We start from the raw sequence: 25,312 nt of genomic DNA, 5'->3' as shown, positions 1-25,312 counted from the left end.
ATTGGCCCTGCGAGACAGGCAGGACACTCGGCGGGAGGACCACGCGACGATGACCACCGGCAACGAACGGCGGGTGGAGCGGCTGCGCCCGACTCCGCTGCTGATCGCGGCCGTCGCCGTGCTCGCCGGGTCCGTCATCCTGCTGGCCGTCAACGCCACCGAGCAGCGTACCCAGGCCGTCTGGGGCTGGCTGCCCGCGATCGCGGGCACCGCGATCGCCGGATGGGCCTGCTGGCGTGCGGCCTCCTCGCCCGGCCTGGACCCGAACACCCGCCGGGTGTGGCGCTCCCTGTCCGCCGTCTGCGTCCTGATCGTGCTCGGCGTCCTGGGCGACACCCGCCTGGCCGTGGCGAACCCGCCCCGGACGGACGGCCTGGACTACCTGCCGACCTCGATCTGCTACGTGCTGGCGATGATCGTCCTGCTCGGGGCCCTGCTGCGGGTGCCGATCCAGGACCGCGAGGAGCGCGACCGCATCGTGGTCCGCTTCGTCCTCGACGCCGGCATCGTCGCCGTCACCGCCACCATCTTCGTCTGGTATCTCGCCACCCAGGTGCGGGACCCGTGGAACTCGAGCGGCACGGCCGCCGTACCCATGATCATGCTGATGGCCCTCGGGCTGGTCGGCTCGCTCGCCTTCATCAAGGTCGCGATCAGCGGCTCCGGCGGCTCGGACCGCGTCGCGCTGCGGCTGCTGGCGACCGCCGCGGCCGTCGGCGTCGCCGGCGGCGCACTGTTCCCCCTGCTGTTCGACCTGGGCCCGGGTCAGAGCGGCTCGCAGATGTTCATTCCCGGCACCCTGCTCTTCGTGGTGTTCGCCGCCGACCGGCAGCGCCGGGCCGCCGGGGTTCCGCTGCCGGAGCAGCGCCGCCGAACCTTCAGCTACGTGCCCTATGTAGCCGTCGCCGCCACCGACGCGCTGCTGCTGATCATCGGCCACGCCGCCGGCGGCACCGTGTTCACCGTCGCGCTCGGCGCCGTCCTGCTCACCGCCCTGGTGGTGTTCCGGCAGGTCAACGCGCTCTGGGAGAACGGCCGGCTGCTGCGCCGGGTGGACGCCAACCTGGTGCAGCTCAACAGCTACCAGTCCCAGCTCACCCACCGCGCCAGCTACGACGACCTGACCGACCTGGCCAACCGGACCCTGTTCGAGCAGCAGACCGGCGACGCCCTGTACGCGATCGCCCCGGGCGAGACGCTCAGCCTGGCACTGATCGACCTCGACGACTTCAAGACGATCAACGACCGGCTCGGCCACGCCGTCGGCGACGCCCTCCTGATCGTGGTCGCGCAGCGGCTGCGCGAGGCCGTCCGCGAGGGCGACGTGGTGGCCCGCCTCGGCGGCGACGAGTTCGGCCTGCTGCTGCACGGCCTGCGCAGCGACGAGGCCACCGAGGTGCTGGACCGCATCGCCGAGTCCCTCACCCGCCCGGTGCACGCCCTCGGCCACGACCTGCTGGTCAACGCCAGCATCGGCCTGTCCGAGGTGTGGCCGGACGCCAGCCCCCAGGAGCTGCTGCGCCGCGCCGACCTCGCCATGTACGCCGCCAAGGAACGCGGCAAGGGCCGGCACGCCGTCTACGACGCCCGGCTCGAGCGGGACCAGGCGGCCGACGCCCAGCTCGGCGCCGAGCTGCGCCAGGCGCTCGACAACGGCGACTTCTCGCTGGTCTACCAGCCGATCGTCGCGCTGCCGGGCGGCGAGTGGACGTCGCTGGAGACCCTGATCCGCTGGAAGCACCCCGAGCGCGGCTTCATCGGCCCGGACGTGTTCATCCCGATCGCCGAGCGCACCGGCCAGATCGTGCCGCTGGGCGACTGGATCCTGCGCACCGCGCTGGCACAGGCCGCGCAGTGGCAGGCGACGTTCGGCGACCGCGCGCCCGGCGAGATCGGCGTCAACGTCTCGGCCCGTCAGCTGCGCGAGCCCGGCTTCGCCGCGGACGTGCGTGCGGCGCTCGCCGACACCGGCTTCGACCCGGAGAAGCTGGTCGTCGAGGTCACCGAGACCGCGGTGTTCGACGGCGGCATCGCCCTGGACACGCTGCAGAACCTGGTCACGCTGGGCGTACGCATCGCGCTGGACGACTTCGGCACCGGGCACTCCTCGCTGGGGCTGCTGCGCACCTGCCCGGCGGACATCCTCAAGGTGGACAAGTCGTTCGTCGACGGGATCGGCGGCCGCTCCGAGGAGGCGGTCATCGCCACCGCGATGATCCAGATCACCAACGGCCTGCACCTGCAGGCGATCGCCGAGGGCGTCGAGACCGCCGAGCAGGCGGAGACCCTGCACCGGCTGGGCTACCGGTACGCGCAGGGCTACCACTTCTCCCGGCCGCTCTCCCCCGAGCAGGTCAGCGAGCAGTTGCGGGCGGCGAGCGTCCTGCCGGTGTAGTCCTGAACATACGGATATCACCTCGGTGAACCCGTATGGCAGTCGATAGTGGGAAAGGGACGATCCGTTCCCGCCGGACTACTCACGAGGTTGCCCACCGATGACTGCCGACGCGCCCAAGCCCTCCGCCCGGAAGCGCTGGAAGAACCCGGCGAGGCGCTGGATCGCCAACCGGTCGCTGAACGCGAAGATCCTCATCATCGTCGGCACGACGACCCTCGTCACGGCGCTGGTCGGCGCGGCGGCGATCCTGGGCATGTCGACGCTGAACAAGGCGGTCAGTGACCTCTACGACGAGAGCTTCGTGGCGTCGCAGCAGCTGAACAGGATCACCTCGGACGTCGGCAGCCAACACTCCGCCGTTCTCAACTACGGACAGACCCCCGACGCGTCGTGGCTGCCGACCATCAAGGCGCTCGACGCGCAGATCGACGCCGACAACGCCGCCTACCGCGAGAACACCGTCAACCCGCAGCTGATGGACCAGACGATCCTGCTCTGGGACAAGTACACGGTCGCCCGGGACACCTATCTGCAGACGGCGCGCGGCGGCAACCCCGCCGCCACCATCGCCGTGCGCGACTCCCAGCTCACGCCGGCGATCATCCGGGCCAAGTACAACCTCGAACAGCTCGCCGCGCAGGAGAACGAGGCGGCGGCGGCGAACAAGGCCGACGCCGAGGCGGCGTACAAGTCGGGCCGCAACTTCGTCATCATCGTGCTGGTCGTCGGCCTCGTGCTCGCCACGGCGCTCGGCCTCGCGATCGCACGCGGCATCGTGAAGCGGGTCGGCACGGTCGCCGACGTCATCGACCGGATCGCCGAGGGCGACCTGACCGCCAAGATCGGCGCGACCAGCACCGACGAGATCGGGCGGATGGGCGCGCAGCTCGACCGGGCCACGGCGACCCTGAGCAGCACCATCTCGCAGATCAGCGGCAGCAGCCACACCCTGGCCGGCTCGGCGCAGGAGATGACCGAGCTCAGCGGCCGCATCGCGGTGAACTCCGAGCAGACCAGCACCCGGGCCGGACACGTGAGCACCGCCGCCGAGCAGGTCAGCGCCAACGTCGCGACGGTCGCCGCCGCCTCGGAGGAGATGAGCGCGTCGATCCGGGAGATCGCCACCAGCGCCGCCGACGCCGCCGACGTGGCCCGCGGCGCGGTCGAGGTGGCGCAGTCGGCCAACACCACCGTCGCCAAGCTCGGCGTCTCCTCCGCCGAGGTCGGCAACATCGTGAAGGTGATCACCTCGATCGCCGAGCAGACCAACCTGCTGGCCCTGAACGCGACCATCGAGGCGGCCCGCGCCGGCGAGGCCGGCAAGGGCTTCGCCGTGGTCGCCAGCGAGGTGAAGGACCTGGCACAGGAGACCGCGAAGGCCACCGAGGAGATCTCCAGCCGGATCCAGGCGATCCAGACCGACACCTCGGCCGCGGTCGACGCGATCGCCCAGATCGCCGAGGTCATCGAGCGGATCAACGCGTACTCCGACACCATCGCCTCGGCCGTCGAGGAGCAGACCGCGACCACGACCGAGATCGGGCGCAGCGTCTCCGAGGCGGCCGGCGGATCGACGGAGATCGCGCAGACCATCACCGCCGTCGCCGACGCCGCGCAGAGCACCAACGACAGCGTCGGCGAGTCCCGGCGTACGGCCGCGGAGCTGGCGCGCCTCGCCGACGAGCTGCAGAGCCTGGTAGCCCAGTTCCGGGTCTGAGACGCGTTTGCGAAGATCATCCGCAGCGGCCGGAGGCGGACGGGCAGGAATGAACGCGCGGGCTCCGGTGTTGACACCACATTGCCCGCCGATGGGCGGACGCATTCTGAGGAGGTCAAGAGCGTGCTCGACCCACACGGGCTCTACGAGTTGGCCGACGACCTGCCTGAGCTGGACGCCCCGGTGCTTCTGCAGGCGCTCACCGGCTTCGTCGACGCCGGGAGCGCGATCCAGCTTTCCCGTGAACACCTGCTGGAGCAGCTCGACGCCCGGGTCCTCGCGACCTTCGACGTCGACCAGCTGCTCGACTACCGCTCCCGCCGCCCCTCGATGATCTTCGTCGAGGACCACTGGGAGAGCTACGAGGAGCCGAGCCTCGCGCTGCACCTGCTGCGCGACCAGCTCGGCACGCCGTTCCTGATGCTCGCCGGCCCCGAGCCGGACCTGCAGTGGGAACGCTTCATCGGTGCCGTCACCGCCCTGATCGAGCGGCTCGGCGTGAAGCTCACCGTCGGCCTCAACGCCATCCCGATGGCGGTGCCGCACACCCGCCCGGTGAGCATCACCGCGCACGCCACCGACCAGCGCCTGCTCGGCGACCGCGAGTCGTGGCTGCAGCGCGTCCAGGTGCCGGCGAGCGTCGGCAACCTGCTGGAGTTCCGGCTCGGCAAGGCCGGCCACGACGCGATGGGCTACGCCGCACACGTGCCGCACTACCTGGCGCAGACCACCTACCCGGCGGCGGCCGAGCTGCTGCTGGACTCCGTGTCCCGCACGACCGGCCTGGCCCTGCCGACCGGTCAGCTGCGCGAGGCCGCGGAGCTGGTCCGCGAGGAGGTGGACAAGCAGATCGCCGCCGACGAGCAGGCGGGCCGGCTGGTGTCGTCGCTGGAGGCGCAGTACGACGCGTTCCTGCGCGGGCGCCGGGGCAACCTGCTGGCCGAGTCGGACGGTCCGCTGCCCACCGCCGAGGAGCTCGGCGCCGAGCTGGAGCGGTTCCTGGCCGAGCAGGCCCGCGACACCGACTGAGGCCGCCACAGCTTCGCCATTACGGCCCGTCACCGGCCCGCGCTGTCCCATGATTAGTGGATTGCGGTGTGGTGCCGGACATTGGAGCGACAGGGTGGCCCCTTTTCGATCACGGCCTGCGGCCGGCGCGACGGTGCGTCCCGTACCGCAGGACGTCGAGAGCCTCGAGAAGCTGATCACGGATCTCGAGCAGGTCACCGACGGGCCGTCCACCTGGCGGATCACCGTCGACAGCACCGTCGCCTCGCACAACTTCAGCTACGGCGCGGCCTGGCTGCCCGACGGCGACGGCAACCTCGTCGTGGCGTACGAGACCGGGCCGATCACGCCCGAGCTGCGGGCGGTCGTGGCGGACCGGCCCGTACCGGCCGACGTCGGCCTGGTCGGCAAGGCCTGGAGCACGAAGCGCTTCGTCTACCTCGGCGCGCTGGCGGGCTGCGAGGACTGCCTGCGCTGCCAGGCCGCCGGCCGGGCCGGCATGGCCGCCGCCGTCGTCATTCCCGTCCTGCACCGCGACCAGCAGATCGCGGTGCTGGAGTACTACTCCGCCGAGCCGCTCTACATCGACGGGCCGCGGGGCGAGAAGTGGGCGTCGATCGCCCGCATCGCCGAGCAGGCCCGGTTCAGCGCCGTCGCCGCCGCCGAGCTGCGGCAGGCCGCCGTCGACCGCGCCGCCGTCACCAACGTGGTCGCCGTGCTCGGCGACTCGGCCGACCTGGCGTCGGCGCTGCGCAACACGCTGGACTCGGTGCGCACGACGTTCGGCTGGTCCTACGGCTCCTACTGGCAGGTCGACGAGGAGCAGGAGGTGCTGCGCTTCAAGGTCGACTCGGGCACGGTCAGCGACGAGTTCCGCAAGGTGACGCTGGCCGCCACGTTCGCCGAGGGCGCCGGCCTCTCCGGCCGGGCCTGGCGCGCCGGTGACCTGGTCTTCGCCCGCGACATCGGCGAGCTCACCGATTGCGTACGGGCGCCGGCCGCCCAGCGCGCCGGGGTGTGCTCGGGCGTGTGCTTCCCGATCCACAGCAACGGCCGCATCGTCGGCACGATGGACTTCTTCACCAACGAGTTCATCGAACTGTCCGAGTCGCGCGCCTCGGCGCTGCGCAACGTGGCGCAGCTGGTGTCGCAGCGGCTCGAGATCGTCCGCGCGGTGGAGAACACCGCGGAGAACGCGCAGGCCCTGCTCGACACGGTCTCGCGGCTGCGCGCGGCCAGCGACGACGCGACCCGGGTCGCGCAGGACGCGGTGAACCGTGCCTCCGACATGACCAACGAGGTCGAGGCCCTGGGCAACGCGTCGACCGCCATCGGCGACGTCATCAAGATCATTTCGTCGATCGCCGAGCAGACCAACCTGCTGGCGCTCAACGCGACCATCGAGGCGGCCCGCGCCGGCGAGGCCGGCAAGGGCTTCGCCGTGGTGGCGGGCGAGGTCAAGGACCTGGCCCGGGAGACCGCCGAGGCCACCCAGCGGGTCTCGGAGCAGATCACCGGGATCCAGAACAGCGCGCGTACGGTCTCCGCCGGCATCCTCACCACGAGCGAGACGATCGGCCAGATGGACGCCGTCCAGGCACGCATGAACGAGGTCCTCGAGGAGCAGGCCCGGATGGCGAGCAGCCTGCGGTCTTAGTTCTTCAGGGGCAGCCAGTCGAGGACCGTGCGGATCTGGGCGTCCCAGTAGGACCACACGTGCTCGCCCGGGCCGAACGCGGCGTCGATCGCGACGCCGTGCTCGTGGCAGGCCGCCACGAAGCGCTCGTTCTGCGCGACCAGGTGGTCGCCGTCGCCGCAGCGCAGCAGCAGCCGCGGCAGGTCGCCTTGGTTGGTGGCGAGCAGGTGCAGCAGGTCGTCGTCGGTGCCGGCGACCGGGCGGCCGGCGAAGACCCGCGCGACGAGGGCGGTGATGTGCGGGCGCTTGTCCCACTGGCTCACATACGCCAGGTCCAGCGCGCCGGAGAGGCTGGCGGCGGCCGCGAACCGGCCCGGATCGCGCAGCGCCCACTTGAAGGCGCCGTAGCCGCCCATGGACAGGCCCGCCACGAACGTGTCCTCCCGGCGGGTCGAGACGCGGAAGAACGACGACACCACGGCCGGCAACTCCTCGGACAGGAACGTCCAGAACCGGGCGCCGTACACCTCGTCGGCGTAGAAGCTGCGGTGCACCTGGGGCATGACCACGGCCAGGCCGCGCTCGGCCGCGTACCGCTCGATGGAGGTGTAGCGGGTCCAGGCGGTGTCGTCGTCGGTCAGGCCGTGCAGCAGGTAGAGCACCGGCGGCGGCGCGTCGGTGTCGTGCCCGGTGAGCCCGATCTGGGCGCCCGCGCGCTCGGGCAGCAGCACGGTCATGGAGGTGCCGAGCTCGAGGGCCTCGGAGGAGAAGTCGCAGCGGATCAGTGCCATGGTCCCCAGTATTCATCGACCACGTTCCGGCGGCCGGGCGCGCTCTTCATACCCCGGCGCCGCGTGGCGACATCGTCAGCCGGTCCGGGCGCGCAGGCTCCGCGTCAGGGCGGGGATCATCACCGCCGCGGGGACGAGATGCAGCACGACGAGGGCGGCGACGGTGCCGGTGTCCGCCCCGGAGACGAGGGGCGGGACGAACGAGATCACGGTCAGCGACACCGCCGTCCACACGAACCGCGCGGCGGGGCGAGCGCTCCAGCGGAGCAGGACCGCCGCGATGACGACGCCGACGACCGAGAAGAAGCCGGTCACCACGGCGAACCCGGCCAGCGGGATGGTCTCGCCCCCATCGGGGATCTCGAAGTCGACGCCGACGCCCTTGGCGAGCGCGGCGGCGAGGGTGGTGGCGACCACCGCCACGAGCGTGGCGACCAGTCCGGTGACGGCCAGCCCGCGGAGCCTGCCCGGTGCCTGACCCGCCACGACCCCGGTGTCATCCCTGCCGTTCATGCCGTTCCTCCATGGTGGGGGTGTCCCTGCCTGCTGTTCATGTCGTTCCTCCGTAGTCGGGGTGTTCCTGGGCTTGGGCGTGATGATGCATACCGTCGCGGTGCGGCGGCCGGGGTTGCGCAGGGCGCGGACGCCGGTGCCGCGCAGCCAGAACCCGGCGTCGCGGCCGAGGACCGGCCCGGGCTCGCCGTCGCGCAGTTCCAGCTGCACCCGCCCGCGGGTGACGACGCCGAACGCGTCGCGCCACTGCGCCGCGACCACCGCGACGCGCGCGCCGCCGCGCAGCGCGAGCGTCCACACGGGGACTACTCGGTGCCGTACGCCGGCAGGCGCTCCGGCAGGCCGAGCCGCGGGAACCGGTCGGCGTGGAACGTGAAGATCTCGGCGATCGCCCCGCCGGCGACGCGCAGCACGTCGATGGTCAGCGGCAGGTAGGCGCCCTCCCGTTCCCGCCAGTGGTAGAAGGCGACGGCCGGCTGCCGGTTCACGGACGTGGGTACCGTGCGCAGGTTCGTCATCTCCCCGAAGCCGCTCTCGACCCAGTCGCTGACCACCGCGTCGCGGCCGACGAACAGTCCCGGCGTCGGCGGCATCGAGCAGCGGACGTCGTCCCGCAGCAGCGCGGCGACCCGGTCGATGTCCGTGGCGACGCTGGCGTCGGTGTAGCGGCGCACCAGCTCGCGCGTCTCGGCGTCCTGCTCGCCGCCGGTCCAGTCCTGCCGCTGCGCGGGCAGGTGCTCCCGCATGCCGGCGCGGGCCCGCTGCAGCGCGCTGTTCACCGAGTTGACGGAGTCTCCGAGAAGCTCCGCGACGTCCCTCGCCGGCCAGCCGAGCACGTCCCGCAGGATCAGCACGGCCCGCGGCCGCGGCGCCAGATGCTGGACCGCGACCAGGTACGCCAGCTCGATCGTCTCCCGCGCGAGCGCGACGGCCTCCGGCTCGTCCGCGCCGCCCGCGGGCAGCTCGTCGAGCAGCCGATCCGGGTACGGCTGAAGCCATTGCACCTCGCCGCCGGTAGCGGGCTCCGGCCGGCACTTGGCGAGCAGGTCCAGGCAGGCGTTGGTGGCGATCCGGTACAACCAGGCCCGGAACGTCGAGCGCCCCTCGAAGGTCTCCCGCCGCCGCCAGGCACGCAGGAACGTCTCCTGCACGGTGTCCTCGGCGTCCTCGAACGACCCGAGCATCCGGTAGCAGTGCACGTGCAGCTCCCGCCGGTGCCGCTCGACCAGCCCCGAGAACGCGAGCTCGCCCTCCTCGCCGAGACCGCTCACGCCCGTCTCCCCCAGCCGCGTGTCCGCACCCATCACGTCATCCTTCCGCCTTGTCATGTCCCGTCGTAGGTGTGACGGGTCCGGACCCGAAAACTCATCACCAACCGTTGATCACTCAGCGCATCCGCACGGTCACCGCAGCGTTTGGGGAATGTCGTACCCGTCGATTAGTATGTGTGTACTAAAACCAGCGCTGAGCTGCGGGGAGATCATTGTGACGACGCCTGTTTTGTCCACGATTCCGCCATACACCACGATGCTCGGGTTCACCCGCTATGTCGCGCGGACGGGCCCGGCCAAGGCCACCTTCGTCGGCGGACTCCGGCGCCAGCGCGAACGCCGCTCCGGCTTCAACCCGCACGGCCAGCTGGTGAAGGCGCTCAAGGCCGACATCGCCTTCCGCACCGGCGGCAGCTACCTGGGCGGCGTCCCCGATCTGGTCAAGCCGCGGTGGAAGCCGCTCTACGAGGCGGTCAGCGCCGGAGCGACGACCTACCTGCACTCGCTCGGCGACCCGGAGGAGATCAGTCTCGCGCAGACCCGGGATGCCCTGGCCTCCGTCGGCCCGCTCGCGGTGAAAATCAACCCTCACTTCGGGCTGCGCTACACGGACGGCCGCCGCGAGGCGGTCCGGCTGCACTTCGACGAGCAGCCGCCGACCACGGAGGCGATCACGGCGACGCTGCACCTGATGGCCCGGCACATGGACCAGGTCCTGCCCGGCGCGGAGCCGGTCCTGGTCGACCTGCGCCGCGGCGTCTCACACCGGATGGACCCGGGCGCGAAGGCCGGTGACGTCGAGCGCTGGCTGGCCGGCGAGGCGGCCGCGTTCATCGCGATGTGGGCGGCCACCGCCGCCTGATCAAGGCCCGCTGACCCGAACGGTTCCGATTTTTCTTGGTTTCGGCGTGGGAACTGCTTAGTTGCAGCCTGGTTGCGACGATCGTTGAGGTACAAGCAGGTACTACGTCGGGGGGCGTCGGTCATGAGGGCAGTCACGCGGTTCGCGGGCAACACGGTGGTGGCGATGGCGGGGGTCGCGGCGGGGGCGGCCTTCCAGGCGGCGCCCGCCGCGGCGGCCACCCCGACGACGCCGAGCCTGGTGGCATACGTCCGCTCCGGCGACGTGTACGCGAGCAGGGGCGCGACCGAGTCGCGGCTGACCACCGGCGGCGGCTGGTCGCGCCCCCGCTTCTCGCCCGACGGCAAGTCGATCGCCCTGCTCAAGGCCGGCCAGCTGTGGACCATGAAGGCCGACGGCAGCGCCAAGCGCCGGCTGACCACCCGGCCCGCCGCCGGCCCGTCGTGGGCGCCGGACGGCAGGACGATCGCCTTCGCGTCGCTGTCCTGCACCGGCGGCCCGGGCGTCTACCGGATCTCGGCGACCGGGACCGGCGCGAAGCCCGCGGTGGTCTTCCCCAGCTCCTGCAAGGAGCAGGACCTGCCGGACGAGTCCGCCGCCACGAAGGCCGCGGCGACCGGCTCGCTCATTGACCGGCTGCGCTACGACGACGCGGTGGCCTGGTCGCCGGACGGCGCGAGGGTCGCCTTCCGCGGCGGCGACTGCGAGTCGACGTACGACGCCTGCCTGAGCATCGGCACGGTGGCGACCGGCGCCGAGAAGACGGTCGCGGCCTACGGCGGCGGCAGCCTGCAGAACTCCGGCTTCGCGGTGGTGCCCAACTGGCGCCCGGACGGCGCGAAGCTGGCCTGGACCGCGTGGCAGCAGGGCGAGACCACGGCCGAGAACCAGCCGGTCCACGTGGTCGAATACGACGTCGCGACCGGCGCCAAGCGCAACCTCGGCGCCGTCCAGGACCGCGAGCTGGCGTACGTCGACAAGGCCCGCGGAGTCCTGACGGCCAACCACGGCGGCAGCTCCTGGGTCATGGTCATCAACCTGACCACGGGCACCCGCACCCCGTTCCACCCGGGCTCCCAGCCGACCGTCCAGCCGACGCGGTAACCCTTTCCCGAACGACCACGGGCCGACCCGGCACCCCGGGCCGGCCCGCACACCCACCTGAAGCAGCGACAACCGACAGCCGCAGCCCGTCCCGGCTCTCCCACACCAGCCCGGCACTCCGAGACCAGCCTGGCGCTCCCAGACCAGCCCGGGCTCCCACACCAGCCCGGCACTCCCACACCAGCCCGGCGCTCCCAGACCAGCCCGGGCTCCCAGACCAACCCGGCACTCCCAGACCAACCCGGGCTCCCACACCAGCCCGGCACTCCCACACCAGCCCGGCGCTCCCAGACCAGCCCGCACTTCTGGTTAAGACGGCGGCAACGTGACGGTCACGACCCGGCCTGGCATTCCCGGTCCGGGCCAACCGCCCAGCTCCCGCAGGTCGACCCAGCGGCCCGCTGGAGCTGGTGTGACCGACCGGTCGCGGGCTGGGCCGGGCCGGGCGTTCGGGTCGGCCTCCGCGTATCGTGGGCGGCCTGATGAGCGACACGACAGAACGCCCGATCCGGACGTTCCATCCCCGGCGCGGGCGGATGGGTGCCCGGCACGCGGACGCGATGACCGAGCTCTGGCCGGCATACGGCCTGACCGTGCTCGACGGCGACCGCGTGCCCCTCGACCTGGGGGAACTGTTCGGCCGCGAGGCGCCGCGGGTGTTGGAGATCGGCTTCGGGATGGGTGACTCGGCGGCGGCGATGGCCGAGGCCGACCCGGGTCGTGACCTGCTGGCGGTGGAGGTGCACACGCCGGGCATCGGCAACCTGCTCGCGCTGATCGGCGAGAAAGGTCTGACCAATGTGCGGGTCGTGCACGGCGACGCGATGGAGCTGGTCCGCAAGATCCAGCCGGGGGTCTTCGACGCGGTGCATGTCTTCTTCCCGGACCCCTGGCCCAAGGCGCGCCACCACAAGCGCCGCCTGATCCAGCCGGCCAACGTCGCCCTCCTGCGGGACCGCCTGCGCCCGGGCGGCACGCTGCACTGCGCGACGGACTGGGCGCACTACGCGGAGTCCATGGCGCAGACGCTGTCGGCGGATCCGGGCCTGATCAACGCACACGAGGGTTACGCCCCACGCCCGGCCTACCGCCCAGAGACCAAGTTCGAGCGGCGCGGGGTCACCGCGGGCCGCGAGGTCTTCGACCTGATCTATCGCCGCAGGTAGGCCTTAACCTCCGGTTTGCCGTTTTTACGGCTTTGCCGCCCGTAGGCTTGAGGGCGGAGGTCGGAGCATGCGGCAAAGTGATCTTGGCCTCGGGCGCCAGCCCGGTCCGGGAGCGCTGAGCGCCGGGTCCGCCGGACCGGATCCGGATCCGGATCCCTCGCCCGCACCGACCCCCGGACCCGGCCCGGCCGCGCCGGAATCACCCACGCCTGGCTCACCCACGCCCGGACCACCCACGCGCAGATCACCCGCGCCCGGTTCACCCCCGCCTGGCTCACTCACGCCCGAATCACCCACGCCCGGAACACCCACTTCCGGAACACCCACGGCCGGACCGCCCAAGCGCGGAACGCCCAAGCCCGAATTACCCACGCCCGAACCACCCGCGGCTGAACTGCCCACGGCCGGACCACCCAAGCCCGGACCACCCGCGCCCGGACCACCCGCCGCTGGACCGCCCACGGCCAGACCACCCAAGCCCGGACCACCCACGCCCGAACCACCCAAGCCCGGAACACCCACGGCCGTAACACCCGCCGCTGGACCGCCCACGCCCAAACCACCCACGGCCAGACCACCCAAGCCCGGACCGCCCAGGGCCGGAACGGCCAAGGCGGGAACACCCAATGCCGGGCCGCCCACACCCGGGCCGCCCGAGTCTGAATCACCCGTGGCTGGATCACCCACGCCCGGATCGCCCGAACCCGAGTCAACCCCGCCCGGATCACCCCAGCCTGCATCGCCCCAGGCTGGATCGCAGGCGGTGGGCTCGTGGACTCCGCGGACGGCGGGATGGCAGGGTGACTCGGCGCCGCGGCGGAATCTGCTTACCAGCGGTGCCGCCGATCAGCTTGCCGCGCTCATCGCCCGCGCCGCCAACGCGCCCGCCGGCCTGGTGCACTTCGTCGAGGGTGGTCGGCTGCGCAGCTACGGCGGCTACGGCATCAGCGTGCGGTGGGAGGACGTCGCCGACGTCAGCCTGGACGACACCCTGGCCGGCATCCTGATCACCAGCGGCCGGCCGCTGGTCATCGAGGATCTCCGCGCCGACCCCCGGGTCCCGGCGGGCTCCCCCATACACCGGGTCGGCATGACCGGCGCCTACCTGGGTCATCCGGTCCGGGACGAGGCCGGCGTCATCGTCGGCGTCTGTTGCGCCCTCGACACCGAGCCGCGGCCGTGGAGCGACGCTGACGTCGCCGCCGTCGGCGACGCGGCGTACGTCGCCAACCTGCTCATCACCGAGCAGCTCAGCCGGCTGGAGATCGATCGGCAGCACCGCTTTCTCGACGCCGTGGTCGACAGCCTGCACGACGGCGTCACCGCCTGCGACGCCGACGGGCGGATCGTGCTGGTCAACGCGCGCATGCACCGGCTGTGGGGCAGCGCGCCGTTCCCCGGCGACCTGGACGACGATGCGGCGTTCGCCGGGCTGACCGACGCGCAGGGCAACCCGCTGCGGCGCGAGGATCTCGCGTTGTTCCGGGCGCTGCGGGGCGAGCGGCTGCGCGACGAGGAGATGGCGTTCCAGCTCCGGGGGCGGCGCACCCGCCATTATCTGGTCGACGCGCAGCCCATTCTCGGGCCGGACGGGCGGACCGTCGGCGCGGTGCAGGCCATCCAGGACGTGACCCGGCGCAAGCGGGCCGAACGGTTCCGCACCTGCGAGCTCGCCGTGATCACCGCCCTGGCCGCCGAGCCCACCGTCGAGGCCGCCGGGCCGCGGGTGCTGGAGGCCGTGGTGACGACGCTGGGCTGGACGCATGCCGAGCTGTGGGTCGCCGACGACGCCGCCGGGGTGGTGCGCTCCGCCGCGAGCTGGCACTCCCCGAGCTGGCAGGCCGACATCGAGGTGCCCGGCGAGCTGGCGTACGGCACCGGCCTGGCCGGGCGGGCCTGGCAGGCCGGCAAGCCGCTGTGGATCCGGGACGTCGGGCGGCCGCAGAGCCTGATCTCGGCGGCGACCGCCGAGGCCTCGCAGCTGCACACGGCGTTGGCCGTGCCGGTCCGCAACGGGCTCGAGACGCTCGGCGTCCTGGTCGCGTTCGCCGACACCATCGAGGATCCCGAGGACGAGCTGGTCGCGCTGATGTCCGGCATCTCGGCGCAGATCGCCCAGTTCATCGAGCGGCGGCTCGTCGAGGACCTGCAGCGGCAGCTGGCCCGCAGCAAGAGCGAGTATCTGTCGCTGGTCGGCCACGAGCTGCGGACCCCGCTCACCTCGATCGCGGCGTACACCGAGCTGCTGCGCGACGCGGACGCCGAGGGGCTGGTCAAGGACGGGCCGCGGCTGCTCGAGGTCATCGACCGCAACGCCACCCAGCTGCGGCACATCATCAACGAGCTGCTCGAACTGTCCGCGCTGGACACCGGGCACGCCTCGGTGCGGCTGTCGCCGGTCGACCTGGCCCAGATCGTCCGCGAGTCGGTGGAGCGTACCCGGGAGGCGGTCGCCGACGAGCCGGTCACCATCGTGGACGAGCTGCCCGAGCGGCTGGTCGTGCCCGGCGACCGCGAGCGGCTGCGGCAGGTCGTCGACAATCTGCTGAGCAACGCCGTGAAGTACAGCCCGGACGGCGGGGAGATCGGCGTGACGCTGCGCAGCGTCGGCCGGACCGCGGAGCTCGCGGTCACCGACACCGGGATCGGCGTCTCGCAGGACGAGCGCGAGAAGATGTTCACCGGGCTCTACCGCACCAGCCGGGCCCGGGACCAGGCCGTAACCGGCAGCGGGCTGGGGCTGACCCTGAGCCGCGCCGTCGTGCAGCGCCACCACGGCAGCATCGAGGTCACCGAGCACGAGGGTCCAGGGACGACGGTGCTGGTCCGGCTGCCGTTGAACACCCGTTGACAGGTCCTTGACAGTTGTGACCCTGTTCACAGCCCGGCCGCGGTAGCAGGATTACGGACATGACCAGGTGGACCCCCGATCCGACGTTCTACCCGTCCGCACGCGATGCTGCCGGCGCGCCCGCCGAACAGCTGGCGTACGTCGCCGCGTTCGACCGCTCGGCCGAGCTGCCGGACGCCATCGCCGTCGTCGACACCGATCCCGACTCCGCCGCGTACGGCACGGTGGTCGGCTGGACCGACCTGCCGCACACGGGCGACGAGCTGCACCACTTCGGGTGGAACGCGTGCAGCAGCGCCCTGTGCCCCACCGCGCCGCACCCGCACGTCGAGCGGCGCTACCTCATCGTCCCCGGCCTGCGCTCCTCGCGGATCTACGTGCTGGACACCAAGGCGGACCCGCGCAATCCCGTACTGGTGAAGGAGATCCCGGCCGAGGAGCTGGCCGGCAAGGCCGGCTATTCGCGGCCGCACACGATCCACTGCGGCCCGGACGGCATCTACGTGTCCGCGCTCGGCGGCGGCTCGGCCGAGGGCCCGGGCGGCATCGCGGTGCTGGACCACACCACGTTCGAGGTACGCGGGCCGTGGGAGAACGACCGCGGCGACCAGTACCTGGCGTACGACTTCTGGTGGCACCTGACCCGCGACGTGCTGGTCTCCTCGGAGTGGGGCACGCCGTCCATGATCGAGGACGGGCTGGTACCGGAGCTGCTGCTGGGCCGCAAGTACGGCCACCGCCTGCACTTCTGGGACCTGGCCAAGCGCACCCTGGTGCAGACGGTCGACCTCGGCGACCAGTACCAGATGACCCTGGAGCTGCGCCCGGCGCACGATCCCCGCCGGGAGTACGGCTTCCTCGGCGTGGTCGTCAGCGTCGAGGACCTGTCGGCGTCGGTGTGGGTGTGGCAGCGCTCGGGCGGCGAGTTCACCGTCACCAAGGTCATCGACGTGCCGGCCGAGCCCGCCGACGCCGCGGACCTGCCGCCGGCGCTGCAGCCGTTCGGCGCCGTGCCGCCGCTGATCTCCGACATCGACCTCTCCGTCGACGACCGCTTCCTCTACGTCTCGTGCTGGGGCACCGGCGAGCTGAAGCAGTTCGACGTCTCCGACCCGCTGCATCCGGTGGAGACCGGCTCGATACGCCTCGGCGGCATCGTCGGCCGGGTGGCGCACCCGTCGTTCCCGCAGGAGCGGCTCGCCGGCGGCCCGCAGATGGTCGAGGTCTCCCGCGACGGCCGCCGCGTCTACGTGACCAACTCGCTCTACGGCGCGTGGGACGACCAGTTCTACCCGGACGGCGTGGGCGCCTGGATGGCGAAGATCGACGTGGATCCCGAGGCGGGCGGCATGACGCTGGATCCGCGCTTCTTCCCGCACGGCGACGACTTCAGGGGCCGGCGGGTGCACCAGACCCGGCTGCAGGGCGGGGACGCCTCGTCCGATTCGTACTGCTTCCCGTGACGGCGGGCCAGCTGGCGGTGCTCGCCGGGCTGGGTGCCTTCCACGGGCTGAACCCGGCGATGGGCTGGCTCTTCGCGGTGGCCCGCGGCATGCAGGAGCGCAGCCGGCCGGTGCTGCTGTACTCGCTGCCGCCGATCGCCGCCGGGCACCTGGCCTCGGTGGCGATCGTCGCGGCGGTGGTGTCGGCGACGGAGTCGGTGGTCGCCGGGAACGTGGTCGCGATCGTCGGCGGCGTCGTCCTGGTCGGCTTCGGGCTGTGGCGGCTGCTCTCGGCCCGGCACTTCCGGTGGGCCGGCATGCGCCTGTCCGCGGCGCAGCTGGCCGGCTGGTCGTTCCTGATGTCGTCGGCGCACGGCGCGGGGCTGATGCTGCTGCCCGTACTGGCGACGACGGCGCCGGCGGCGCGGCCGGCCGGGCACGGGGCGCACCTGGCCGCCGCCGCGCCGGCCGGCCTGGCGGGCACGCCCGCCGCGGCCCTGGACGGGCTGCTCGCGGCGGGCGTGCACACGGTGGCGATGTTCGCGGTGATGGCGGCCTGCGCGGTGCTGGTCTACGAGTTCGTCGGCCTCGGCGTGCTGCGCCGGGCCTGGTTCAACGTGGACAAGCTGTGGGCCGCGGTGATGGTCGCGGCGGGCGCCCTGACCATCGCCCTGACGACCTGACTCAGCCGCGGGGCCGGACCACCCCCGCGGCGCCGCCGCCGCGCCGGGCCGGCTCGGCGGCGGCGATCATCGCACCGCCCGGCCGGAACTCGATCGCGGTCGCCGCGCCCAGCTCCGGAACGTCGGCCGCGAAGCTGTGGCCGAGCTCGGTCAGCCCCGGCCCGTACCGCAGGTGGAAGGCCGGCTCGGACTGGATGCCGGCGGAGTTGCGCTGGGAGGCCCGCGGCGCGGCCATCGCCTCCGGCAGCGTCATGCCCAGGTCGACCCGGTTGATCAGCACCTGCAGCACGGTGGTGATGATCGTGGCGCCACCGGGCGAGCCGAGCGCCAGGAACGGCTTGCCGTCCTTGAGCACGATCGTCGGCGACATCGAGCTCCGCGGCCGCTTGTTGGGGCCGGGCAGGTTCGGGTCGGGCGCGCTGCCCTGCGTCGGCGTGAAGTTGAAGTCGGTCATCTCGTTGTTGAGCAGGAAGCCGCGGCCGGGCACGACCATCGCGTTGCCGCCGGTCTGCTCGATGGTCAGGGTGTACTCGACGACGTTGCCCCAGCGGTCGGCGACGGTGAGGTTGGTCGTGCTCTGGCCGTCCTCGACCGGCCCGCCGACGGCGGCCGGCGTGCACCCGGAGGCGTTGAGGTCGCCGGGCGGCACCGGCTTGACGAGCGCGTGCGCGGGATCGATCTGGCAGGCGCGCTGACCCGCCCACGCGTCACTGATCAGCCTGTTCAGGACGGACCGGGGGGTGTACGCGCCGACGTACCGGTTGCGGTCGGCGAACGAGAGCGCGGTCGCCTCGGCGTACTGGTGCAGCGCCTGGATCGTCGGCACCCGGGACAGGTCGGTCCGCTCGAGGATGTTGAGCGCCTCGCCGACGGCGGTGCCGCCGCTGGACGGCGTCGACATGCCGTAGACGTCGAGCCCGCGATAGCCGGACCGGGTCGGCGCCGGGAACCGCAGCCGGTAGCCGGCCAGGTCCGCCCGGCTCAGGCCGCCGGGGCGGATCGGGTAGGCCCAGGTGCCGGTCGGATGCTCGGAGACCGGCGGGCGCCGGACGGTCCGTACCAGGTCGGCGCCGATCGGGCCGCGGTAGAAGACGCCGGTGCCGCGCTCGCCGATCAGCCGGTAGGTGTCGGCCAGGTCGGGATTGCGCTGCGTCGAGCCGACCGCCGGCGGCGCGCCGCCGGGCAGGTAGAGCTCGCTGGTGGCGTCGAACTGGCCGAACGCGGCGGCGTTGTCGGCGATCTGCTGGCGGAAGGTGGCGTCGACCGCGAAGCCCCGCTCGGCGACCCGGGCGGCGGGCGCGAGCAGGCTGCGCAGCGACCGCGTGCCCCACCGGTCGGCGGCCGCCGCCCAGGTGGCGACGGTTCCCGGGGTGCCGACGGAGAGGCCGCTGACCCGGGCCTCCTGGAAGTCGTACGGCAGCCCGTCCGCGGGGTCGACGAAGATGTCCTCGGTCATCGTCGCCGGCCCGGACTCCCGGCCGTCGATGGTGTGCACCCGCCGCTGCCCGGCGTCGTAGTAGACGAAGAACCCGCCGCCGCCGATGCCGGCGGAGAACGGCTCGGTGACGCCGAGCGTCGCCGCCGCGGCCACGGCGGCGTCGACCGCGTTGCCGCCGCGCCGCAGGACGTCGAGCCCGACCGCGGTCGCGGTCGGATCAACCGTCGAGACGGCGCCGCCGTAGCCAGTTGCGGTGGGGTCCCGCGGCGGCGCGCCGGCCTGCGCGGTCGCCGCGGTGGGCACCAGCACGGCCGTGGTCAGGGTGAGCGTGGCCGCCATGGCCAGCGCGGACGGGCGCATCATGCCTCCGGGTGATAGACAGTGGACAGACCTATCCTGCCTACCGGCACGCGTCGCCGTGCACAACCCGAGACGCGGTCTTCACATCGGGTTACCGAACATCAGGGGTTGCACCAGCGCGATGGCGCCGATCCCGGCCGGCTTGGGCTCGATGCCCGGGCAGCTCGCCCCGGCGGGGGCCGGCCGTAGCTCGATCAGGTAGCGGTCGACGGCCGCGTTCACGCAGCCGCTGCGGCCGTACACGACGTGGCCCCAGCCCTCGTAGGTCAGCTGGGAGGCCTGCGGGCCGAGCTGGTCGGCGACGCTGCGGGCCCAGGCGTACGGGGTCGCCGGGTCGTGCCGGGCGCTGACCAGCAGCACCGGGCCGGTCCGCGCCGGCGGCAGCGGGGCCTGCGGGTTGGCGGTGCCCCGGTTCCAGCCCAGGCAGCCGTTGACCGAGGAGAGCGTCGACGGGGAGAACAGCATCCCCGGCGCCCGGGCCGCGGCCCGCTTCAGGTGCTTGCGCAGTTTCCGGTACCCGGTGACGGGCACCGCCCAGTCGTTGCAGAACACCGCCGGGTAGTTGTGCTCGCTGACCTCGACCGGGTCCAGCCGGCCGAGCAGGCCCAGGCCCAGGTCACCGCCCGCCTCCGCGTCCCGCAGATAGCGGCCGAGCGCGTGCCACTGCGGTTCGTACAGGGAGTCGACGGCGATCTTGACGAGCTCGTAGACGGTCAGCCGGTCCGTGCGCACGTACGGGTCCCACAGGGCGCCGTCGCGGGCGGCGGCCAGCAGGGAGCTCCAGAGCCCGCGCACGTCACGCCCGTGCGCCGCGCACTCGATGCTGCGCTCGCACCACCGGACGAACTGGTCGAAGGAGTCCTCCGCGGCGGCGGCGCCGCCGCCGAGGAAGCCGTCCACGTCGACGCTGTGGTCCACGACGCTGTCCAGGACCAGGGCGCGGATCCGGTGCGGGTAGCGGCCGGCGTACTGCTCGCCCAGCAGCGTGCCGTACGAGGTGCCGTAGAAGCTGATCTTCTCCTCGCCGAGCGCGGCCCGCAGCGCGTCCAGGTCCCGCACGACGCTGAGCGTGTCGACGTGGCCGTAGAGCGGGCCGGTGCGCTCGGCGCAGTCGTCGGCGAGCCGGCGGTTGTAGGCGACGGCCTCGCGGTACTGCCGGGCGTCGTCGACGGTGATCGGCGGGCCCGCGGCCAGCAGCGCGGTGGAGCAGACGATCGGGTTGCTGCGGGAGACGCCGCGCGGGTCGAAGCCGACGATGTCGAACCGGCGGAGCAGCTCCGGGCTGAAGAAGGTGACGCCGCCGAGGGCGAAGTCGACGCCCGAGCCGCCGGGACCGCCGGGGTTGACGATCAGCGTGCCGATCCGCGCACCCGGGTCGGCGGCCGGCCGGCGGGCGACAGCGACCCGGATCGTCGGCCCGTCGGGGTCCGCCCAGTCGACCGGGACCTCGAGCCAGGCGCACTGCGCGCTCGCGTCGTCGGCGCAGGCCGACCAGTCCGGCTCCGCACCCCGCACCGCGCGTGCGGGGGCGGCGGCCAGGGCCGATGCCGTCAGGACAGTCAGGAACGAGGCCAGGATCGGCCGCGTGATCGCTCGCACCGGTTGTCTCCGCCCTGCACGGCAGGCGCGCCGCGCGCCTCCTGTTTAGGGCAAGCGCGCGGCGCGGTCTGCAGTATCGGGCGATTTCCAGCCTAAAGTGATTAAACCTTCAGGTGACGCAGCACCCGGCGCATCAGGTCGGCCCGGTCCGCCTCGGGCAGCCCTTCCAGGCCGAAGCCCAGGTAGACGCTGTCCCGGGTGGTCACGGCCGCGCCCGAGTCGAAGGCGAGCTGGCTGCGCGCCCAGTCGGTGCTGTTCATGCCGGAGCCCGGCGGCGGCCCGGCGACGGCCCAGCCGCCGAGGTCGGCCTCGAACGAGGTCTGCTGCGACACGACGCCGTCGGTCTCGATCTGGACCGCGTCCAGGAAGACGCCCAGGCCCTGGGTGCCCCAGTCGGACATGTAGGAGATCGAGATCTCGACCTGCTTGCCCGCGTACGCGGACAGGTCGGCGTCGAACGCCTTCCAGCCCGCGCTGTTGCCGGTCGCCGCGTTCCACGTGCCGGTGGTGCCGGTCGGGGTGCAGTCGGCGCCCTGGTAGTGGGCCAGGAACGGGTGGATGGTGGTGATACCGGACTGGCAGCTGTCGCCGGTCTCGGTGGTGGTCAGCCCACCCGCGTCGGGCAGCGTCGTCCACTCGTCGGTCCCGACGACGTGCGCCTCGACGAACAGGAAGTCCCAGTTCGCCTCGACGTCGAACGACGTCTGGAACTTCAGGTGCGCGGCGCTCGCCGACGTGAGGTCGACGGTCTTGGTGAGCCGCTTGTAGGAGACGTCCGCCTGACCGCTCCACAGGTACCAGTCACCGTCGAACGGCTCGTACGGTGCGGCGCCAGGCAGCTGCCAGTCGAGCGGTGCCGAGCTGCGGAACTGTGGGAACTGTGAGCTCGGCAGGAAGCTCGAGGTGGACAGGAAGGCGGCGGTGTGGTCGCCGGTCGGGGTGGCCGAGAAGCCGGCGAAGGCCCCGCTGGTGCCGGTCAGCGGGTACGGCGTGCCGTCCGGTCCGGTGCCGCCGTCGCTGACGTAGGAGTACGCCCCCAGCCAGTACTGCTGGAAGTCGTTGAAGATCGGCAGACAGGTGGGGTCGGTCGCGTTGGTGCACTCGGCCGGGCCATTCGGCTGGTACACGTACGCCCCGTTCGCACCCTGCGCGAAGCCCGCGTACTTCCCGGCGAGCAGCAGCCTGCCGCCCTCGTTCAGGTAGTCGCGGACGGCGAGCTCGGTCTCCAGGGCCGAGCGGGCGATCGTGCCGCCGACCTGGCCGGTTGCGCGCGGGATGATGTCGTCGCCGGTCTCCCAGACGACGGCGTCGTAGTGCGACAGCACGCCCAGCGGGTGTGGTGCCTTGCGGCCGTTGGTGTCCATGTCGTACACGTCGGCCGTGCGGCCGGCGGCCCTGATGGCCGCGACGTGCTCGTCGGCGTACCGGGCGCTGGTCGCGCCGTCGGCGTTCGCCGGCGAGATGCCGGTGACGTCCTCGGCGGCGAGCACCAGCACGTCACCGCCGATCTTGTCGGCGACGGTGTAGGTGAACGCGGCAGACCGCACGGTCTCCCGGCCCTTGCGGGCGGTGAACCAGACCTCCACCTTGTCCTTCGCCTTGGCCTTGGCCGTGCCGCGGCGCTCGGCGAAGTACTGGTCGAGGCCGTCGCCATACCGCTCGCCGTCGTCCCACTCCCGGGTGCCGTCGGTCCGCTCCCGGCCGCCGTTCACCTTGTAGTGCAGGGTGACGTCGCGCAGGCTGCGCCGGGCGGTCACGGCGACCTGCTGGCGCGAGCCGTACGAGGTGTCGAACGCGTCGACGGTCAGGTCGGCGGTGCTGCGGCCGACGACCGAGACCGGGTTGTCCGGGTTCTGCGCCGACTTGCCGACCGAGAGCGCGAACGGCAGGTTCTTGAGGAACTCATCCTGGATCAGCTTCTCGTCGTCCGGGAAGTTGAAGCCGCTCTCGCAGTCCGCGGCGTTCCACTGGTCGTCCGGGTACAGGTTCGAGATGGTCTGGCACGTGCTCATCTCGGGCGTGAAGCCGATCGCTCCGGTACGCACCTGTGCGTGGAAGTCCGTGTCGCCGTTGGTGGTGTACAGCTCGGCCGAGATGTCCGGGTCGTAGCCGGGCACCGCCGGGTGCGCGTCGTCGCCGACCATGGCGATCGCGATCTGGTCGTCCGGGCTGGGCGTGCTGACCTGCCAGCCGATGCCGTAGAGCAGCAGCTCGGCGGCCGAGTGGTAGTTGATCAGGAACTCGAAGCCGACCCGCTTGAACAGGGCGTCGAGCGCCTTGGTCTCGGGCTCGGAGTTCGGCGCGGGGCCGCGGTAGGTCTCGCTGGCCGGGTCGGGCGACGAACCCTCGTTGTCGTAACCCCACTTCTCCGCGAAGTTGCGGTTGAGGTCGACGCCGTCGCCGGCGGTGATCTCGCCGTCGCCGTTGTTGTCGCGCAGGTTCTTGCGCCACAGCCGGTTGCCCTCGGTGAAGGTGAAGTCGTAGCCGTCCGGGTTGACCACCGGCAGGAACCACAGCTCGGTGGTGTTGATCAGCCGGGTCAGCTCCGGGTTCGTGCCGTAGCCGTCGATGACGTGGTGCAGCAGGCGCCGGTTCATCTCGGGCGTGATCCACTCCCGGGCGTGCTGGCCGCCCAGGTAGATCACCGCGGGGCGGCGGCCGTCGGGGACCACGCGCGCGTCGCGCGTGACCTTCACGGCCTGGATCGGCACGCCGCGCACCGTCTTGCCGACGGTGACCAGCTTGGCGATGCGCGGGTTGGCGGCGGCCGTCGCGGCATATTCTTCGCGGAGGCCGCCGGGCGCGTTGTACTGCCGGAACACCGTCGGCGCGGCGGCGGCCTGCCGGCGCATCGCCGTCGTGGCCCGCTTCTGGGTCAGCGGCACGCCCGCGGCGACGAGCCGTTCGGCCTGGCGCCGGCCGAGGATTGTCTCGACGGTGACCTTGCCTTCGGCGGCGGCGGTCACCGCGCTCTCGTCGTGGTCGATGCCGACCGCACGCAGTCGTTCGAGCTGTGGTGCGTCGAGGGTGCCGACGTACACCGCGAGGTTGTCCTCCGGTGCCGCGGCGGCCGCCGGCGTGATGCCGGACAGGACCGTGGCGGCCGCTGTCACGAGCGATAACGCGCCGGCGGTAACCCAGCGAATTGAGGTCATGGTTGGAGCCTCCATGGGTGGGAAGGTCGTGTGTGGACCCTCCCGGCCCGCGCGAGAGGCTGTCAAGGATGCAAATCAGTAGATCTCGTCACTGTTCAGGTTTTTCTCAGGACGGCAGGGCACGGTATGCGGATGTCAACCGCCATACGGACGAGGGCACGCCGGTCGATCGGGGTGGCTACGGCGAGTGCCGCGCTGCTGACCGGCTGTTCGGGCGACGCGCCGCCCACCGGACGACCCCCTCGGCCACGCCCACGACCGCGTCCGCCGCCCCCGCGCCGGCGGCACCCTCCGCGCGCGGGGGCGTACCGGATCTGAGCGCGCCCGAGACCGTCGCGACCGGCCTGGACGTGCCGTGGGGGCTGGCGTTCCTGCCCGACGGCGGCGCGCTGGTCGCCGAGCGGGACCGGGGGCGGGTGCTGCGGGTGGCGGCGGGCGGCGGCGCGCCGAGGCAGGTCTTCGAGGTGCCGGGCGTCGCCGCGGCCGGCGAGGGCGGCCTGCTCGGCCTCGCGGTGGCCCGGGACTACGCCGAGACCGGATGGGTCTACGCGTACCACACCGCGGCGGACGACAACCGGATCGTGCGCTTCAAGCTCGGCGGCGGCGACCCAGAGGTGATCTTCGACGGCATCGACAAGGCCGGCATCCACAACGGCGGCCGGATCGCCTTCGGCCCGGACGGAATGCTCTACGCCGGCACGGGCGACGCGGGCGAGGGCTCGGCCTCGCAGGACCCCGGCGACAGCAACGGCAAGATCCTGCGGCTCACCCCGGAGGGCCGGCCCGCGCCGGGCAACCCGACGCCGGGCTCGCCGGTCTGGAGCCTCGGGCACCGCAACGTGCAGGGCCTCGCCTGGGCGGCGGACGGCACGATGTACGGCATCGAGTTCGGACAGAACCGGTTCGACGAGGTCAACGTGATCAAGCCCGGCCGCAACTACGGCTGGCCCGAGGTCGAGGGCAAGGGCGGCGGCTCCCGGTACGCCGACCCGATCGTCACCTGGCGCACCGACGAGGCCTCACCGTCCGGAGCGGCGATCGCCGGCGACACCCTGTACGTCGCCGCGCTGCGGGGTCAGCGGCTGTGGACCGTGCCGCTCGGCGGCGGCAAGCCGAGGGCCGAGTTCACGGGGCGGTACGGGCGGCTCCGGACGGTGGCCGTCGCGCCGGACGGCGCGCTCTGGCTCACCACGTCGAACACCGACCGCGGCGAGGGGCGGGAGGGCGACGACAGAATTCTGCGCTTCACTGCTCGGCCCCGCCCGTGAGGGGTCACGGGCGGGGCCGGCGTGGGGGGATAAACGGGGATCTGAGGGGG

The 25,312-nt window shown here is 72.4% G+C and carries 17 protein-coding genes; 11 read left to right on the top strand and 6 right to left on the bottom strand.

What is annotated here, in order from left to right:
* The first annotated feature begins 49 nt into the window (after positions 1 to 49).
* From ACIBSW_RS30445 to ACIBSW_RS30430, 4 genes are all read left to right on the top strand, one after another.
* Positions 50 to 2,395 (top strand): bifunctional diguanylate cyclase/phosphodiesterase, encoded by a 2,346-nt coding sequence (locus tag ACIBSW_RS30445; RefSeq protein ID WP_354726318.1) that lies wholly within the window; start codon positions 50 to 52, stop codon positions 2,393 to 2,395.
* Positions 2,396 to 2,495: 100 nt separating this feature from the next.
* Positions 2,496 to 4,115, top strand: coding sequence for a methyl-accepting chemotaxis protein (locus ACIBSW_RS30440; protein WP_354726320.1), 1,620 nt, complete (start codon positions 2,496 to 2,498; stop codon positions 4,113 to 4,115).
* 123 nt (positions 4,116 to 4,238) lie between these two features.
* Positions 4,239 to 5,144 (top strand): PAC2 family protein, encoded by a 906-nt coding sequence (locus tag ACIBSW_RS30435; protein WP_354726321.1) that lies wholly within the window; start codon positions 4,239 to 4,241, stop codon positions 5,142 to 5,144.
* A gap of 49 nt (positions 5,145 to 5,193) precedes the next feature.
* The gene (locus ACIBSW_RS30430; protein WP_404799500.1) at positions 5,194 to 6,780 is read left to right on the top strand and encodes a methyl-accepting chemotaxis protein; all 1,587 of its coding nucleotides are present in this window, start codon (positions 5,194 to 5,196) and stop codon (positions 6,778 to 6,780) included.
* Here the strand turns inward: ACIBSW_RS30430 and ACIBSW_RS30425 are convergent.
* From ACIBSW_RS30425 to ACIBSW_RS30415, 3 genes are all read right to left on the bottom strand, one after another.
* Positions 6,777 to 7,550, bottom strand: coding sequence for an alpha/beta hydrolase family protein (locus tag ACIBSW_RS30425; RefSeq protein WP_354729109.1), 774 nt, complete (start codon positions 7,548 to 7,550; stop codon positions 6,777 to 6,779). The two genes, ACIBSW_RS30430 and ACIBSW_RS30425, sit on opposite strands and share 4 nt — an antisense overlap.
* A 75-nt stretch (positions 7,551 to 7,625) precedes the next feature.
* The gene (locus tag ACIBSW_RS30420; protein WP_354729107.1) at positions 7,626 to 8,363 is read right to left on the bottom strand and encodes a DUF6069 family protein; all 738 of its coding nucleotides are present in this window, start codon (positions 8,361 to 8,363) and stop codon (positions 7,626 to 7,628) included.
* A 5-nt stretch (positions 8,364 to 8,368) separates the two neighbouring features.
* Entirely contained in the window at positions 8,369 to 9,367 is a 999-nt protein-coding gene (locus tag ACIBSW_RS30415; protein WP_354729105.1) for an RNA polymerase subunit sigma-70, read from the bottom strand.
* A gap of 175 nt (positions 9,368 to 9,542) precedes the next feature.
* Here ACIBSW_RS30415 and ACIBSW_RS30410 point away from each other — a divergent pair, with 175 nt between their 5' ends.
* From ACIBSW_RS30410 to ACIBSW_RS30385, 6 genes are all read left to right on the top strand, one after another.
* Entirely contained in the window at positions 9,543 to 10,196 is a 654-nt protein-coding gene (locus tag ACIBSW_RS30410) for a hypothetical protein (RefSeq protein WP_404799512.1), read from the top strand.
* A gap of 123 nt (positions 10,197 to 10,319) precedes the next feature.
* Positions 10,320 to 11,300 carry a hypothetical protein gene (locus ACIBSW_RS30405; RefSeq protein ID WP_354729103.1) on the top strand — a complete coding sequence of 327 codons (981 nt, stop codon included), beginning with the start codon at positions 10,320 to 10,322 and terminating at the stop codon, positions 11,298 to 11,300.
* Positions 11,301 to 11,782: 482 nt separating this feature from the next.
* Positions 11,783 to 12,466, top strand: a complete 684-nt coding sequence (gene trmB, locus ACIBSW_RS30400; protein WP_354729101.1) for a tRNA (guanosine(46)-N7)-methyltransferase TrmB — start codon at positions 11,783 to 11,785, stop codon at positions 12,464 to 12,466.
* Positions 12,467 to 13,229: 763 nt separating this feature from the next.
* Positions 13,230 to 15,317, top strand: coding sequence for an ATP-binding protein (locus ACIBSW_RS30395; RefSeq protein ID WP_354729099.1), 2,088 nt, complete (start codon positions 13,230 to 13,232; stop codon positions 15,315 to 15,317).
* Positions 15,318 to 15,376: 59 nt separating this feature from the next.
* Positions 15,377 to 16,780 (top strand): selenium-binding protein SBP56-related protein, encoded by a 1,404-nt coding sequence (locus ACIBSW_RS30390; RefSeq protein WP_354729097.1) that lies wholly within the window; start codon positions 15,377 to 15,379, stop codon positions 16,778 to 16,780.
* Positions 16,777 to 17,442, top strand: a complete 666-nt coding sequence (locus ACIBSW_RS30385; RefSeq protein WP_354729095.1) for a hypothetical protein — start codon at positions 16,777 to 16,779, stop codon at positions 17,440 to 17,442. Before ACIBSW_RS30390 ends, ACIBSW_RS30385 begins: the two co-directional genes overlap by 4 nt.
* A 1-nt stretch (position 17,443) precedes the next feature.
* Here ACIBSW_RS30385 and ggt read toward each other — a convergent pair whose 3' ends face one another.
* From ggt to ACIBSW_RS30370, 3 genes are all read right to left on the bottom strand, one after another.
* Positions 17,444 to 19,240 carry a gamma-glutamyltransferase gene (ggt, locus tag ACIBSW_RS30380; protein ID WP_354729113.1) on the bottom strand — a complete coding sequence of 599 codons (1,797 nt, stop codon included), beginning with the start codon at positions 19,238 to 19,240 and terminating at the stop codon, positions 17,444 to 17,446.
* An 81-nt stretch (positions 19,241 to 19,321) separates the two neighbouring features.
* Positions 19,322 to 20,839: an alpha/beta hydrolase gene (locus ACIBSW_RS30375; RefSeq protein WP_354729093.1), complete on the bottom strand. Its 1,518-nt coding sequence runs from the start codon at positions 20,837 to 20,839 to the stop codon at positions 19,322 to 19,324.
* Between the two features lie 101 nt (positions 20,840 to 20,940).
* Positions 20,941 to 23,994 carry a M14 family zinc carboxypeptidase gene (locus tag ACIBSW_RS30370; protein WP_354729091.1) on the bottom strand — a complete coding sequence of 1,018 codons (3,054 nt, stop codon included), beginning with the start codon at positions 23,992 to 23,994 and terminating at the stop codon, positions 20,941 to 20,943.
* Positions 23,995 to 24,344: 350 nt separating this feature from the next.
* On the opposite strand from ACIBSW_RS30370, the gene ACIBSW_RS30365 reads away from it, so the two are divergent.
* Positions 24,345 to 25,262 (top strand): PQQ-dependent sugar dehydrogenase, encoded by a 918-nt coding sequence (locus ACIBSW_RS30365; protein WP_354729090.1) that lies wholly within the window; start codon positions 24,345 to 24,347, stop codon positions 25,260 to 25,262.
* Positions 25,263 to 25,312: the final 50 nt, after the last annotated feature.

Origin of the sequence: Actinoplanes sp. NPDC049668, from assembly GCF_044465445.1 — a bacterium.
In the GTDB taxonomy this organism is placed as follows: Bacteria; Actinomycetota; Actinomycetes; order Mycobacteriales; family Micromonosporaceae; genus Actinoplanes.
Note: the sequence above shows the minus strand (reverse complement) of the source record. Positions and strands in the feature narration are given on the sequence as shown.

Excerpts from the sequence above, each read along its gene's own strand:
- ACIBSW_RS30445 (WP_354726318.1), top strand. The coding sequence starts at position 50 with ATGACCACCGGCAACGAACGGCGGGTGGAGCGGCTGCGCCCGACTCCG.
- ACIBSW_RS30440 (WP_354726320.1), top strand. The coding sequence starts at position 2,496 with ATGACTGCCGACGCGCCCAAGCCCTCCGCCCGGAAGCGCTGGAAGAAC.
- ACIBSW_RS30430 (WP_404799500.1), top strand. The coding sequence starts at position 5,194 with ATGATTAGTGGATTGCGGTGTGGTGCCGGACATTGGAGCGACAGGGTG.
- ACIBSW_RS30425 (WP_354729109.1), bottom strand. The coding sequence starts at position 7,550 with ATGGCACTGATCCGCTGCGACTTCTCCTCCGAGGCCCTCGAGCTCGGC.
- ACIBSW_RS30415 (WP_354729105.1), bottom strand. The coding sequence starts at position 9,367 with ATGGGTGCGGACACGCGGCTGGGGGAGACGGGCGTGAGCGGTCTCGGC.
- ACIBSW_RS30405 (WP_354729103.1), top strand. The coding sequence starts at position 10,320 with ATGAGGGCAGTCACGCGGTTCGCGGGCAACACGGTGGTGGCGATGGCG.
- trmB (WP_354729101.1), top strand. The coding sequence starts at position 11,783 with ATGAGCGACACGACAGAACGCCCGATCCGGACGTTCCATCCCCGGCGC.
- ACIBSW_RS30390 (WP_354729097.1), top strand. The coding sequence starts at position 15,377 with ATGACCAGGTGGACCCCCGATCCGACGTTCTACCCGTCCGCACGCGAT.
- ggt (WP_354729113.1), bottom strand. The coding sequence starts at position 19,240 with ATGCGCCCGTCCGCGCTGGCCATGGCGGCCACGCTCACCCTGACCACG.
- ACIBSW_RS30370 (WP_354729091.1), bottom strand. The coding sequence starts at position 23,994 with ATGACCTCAATTCGCTGGGTTACCGCCGGCGCGTTATCGCTCGTGACA.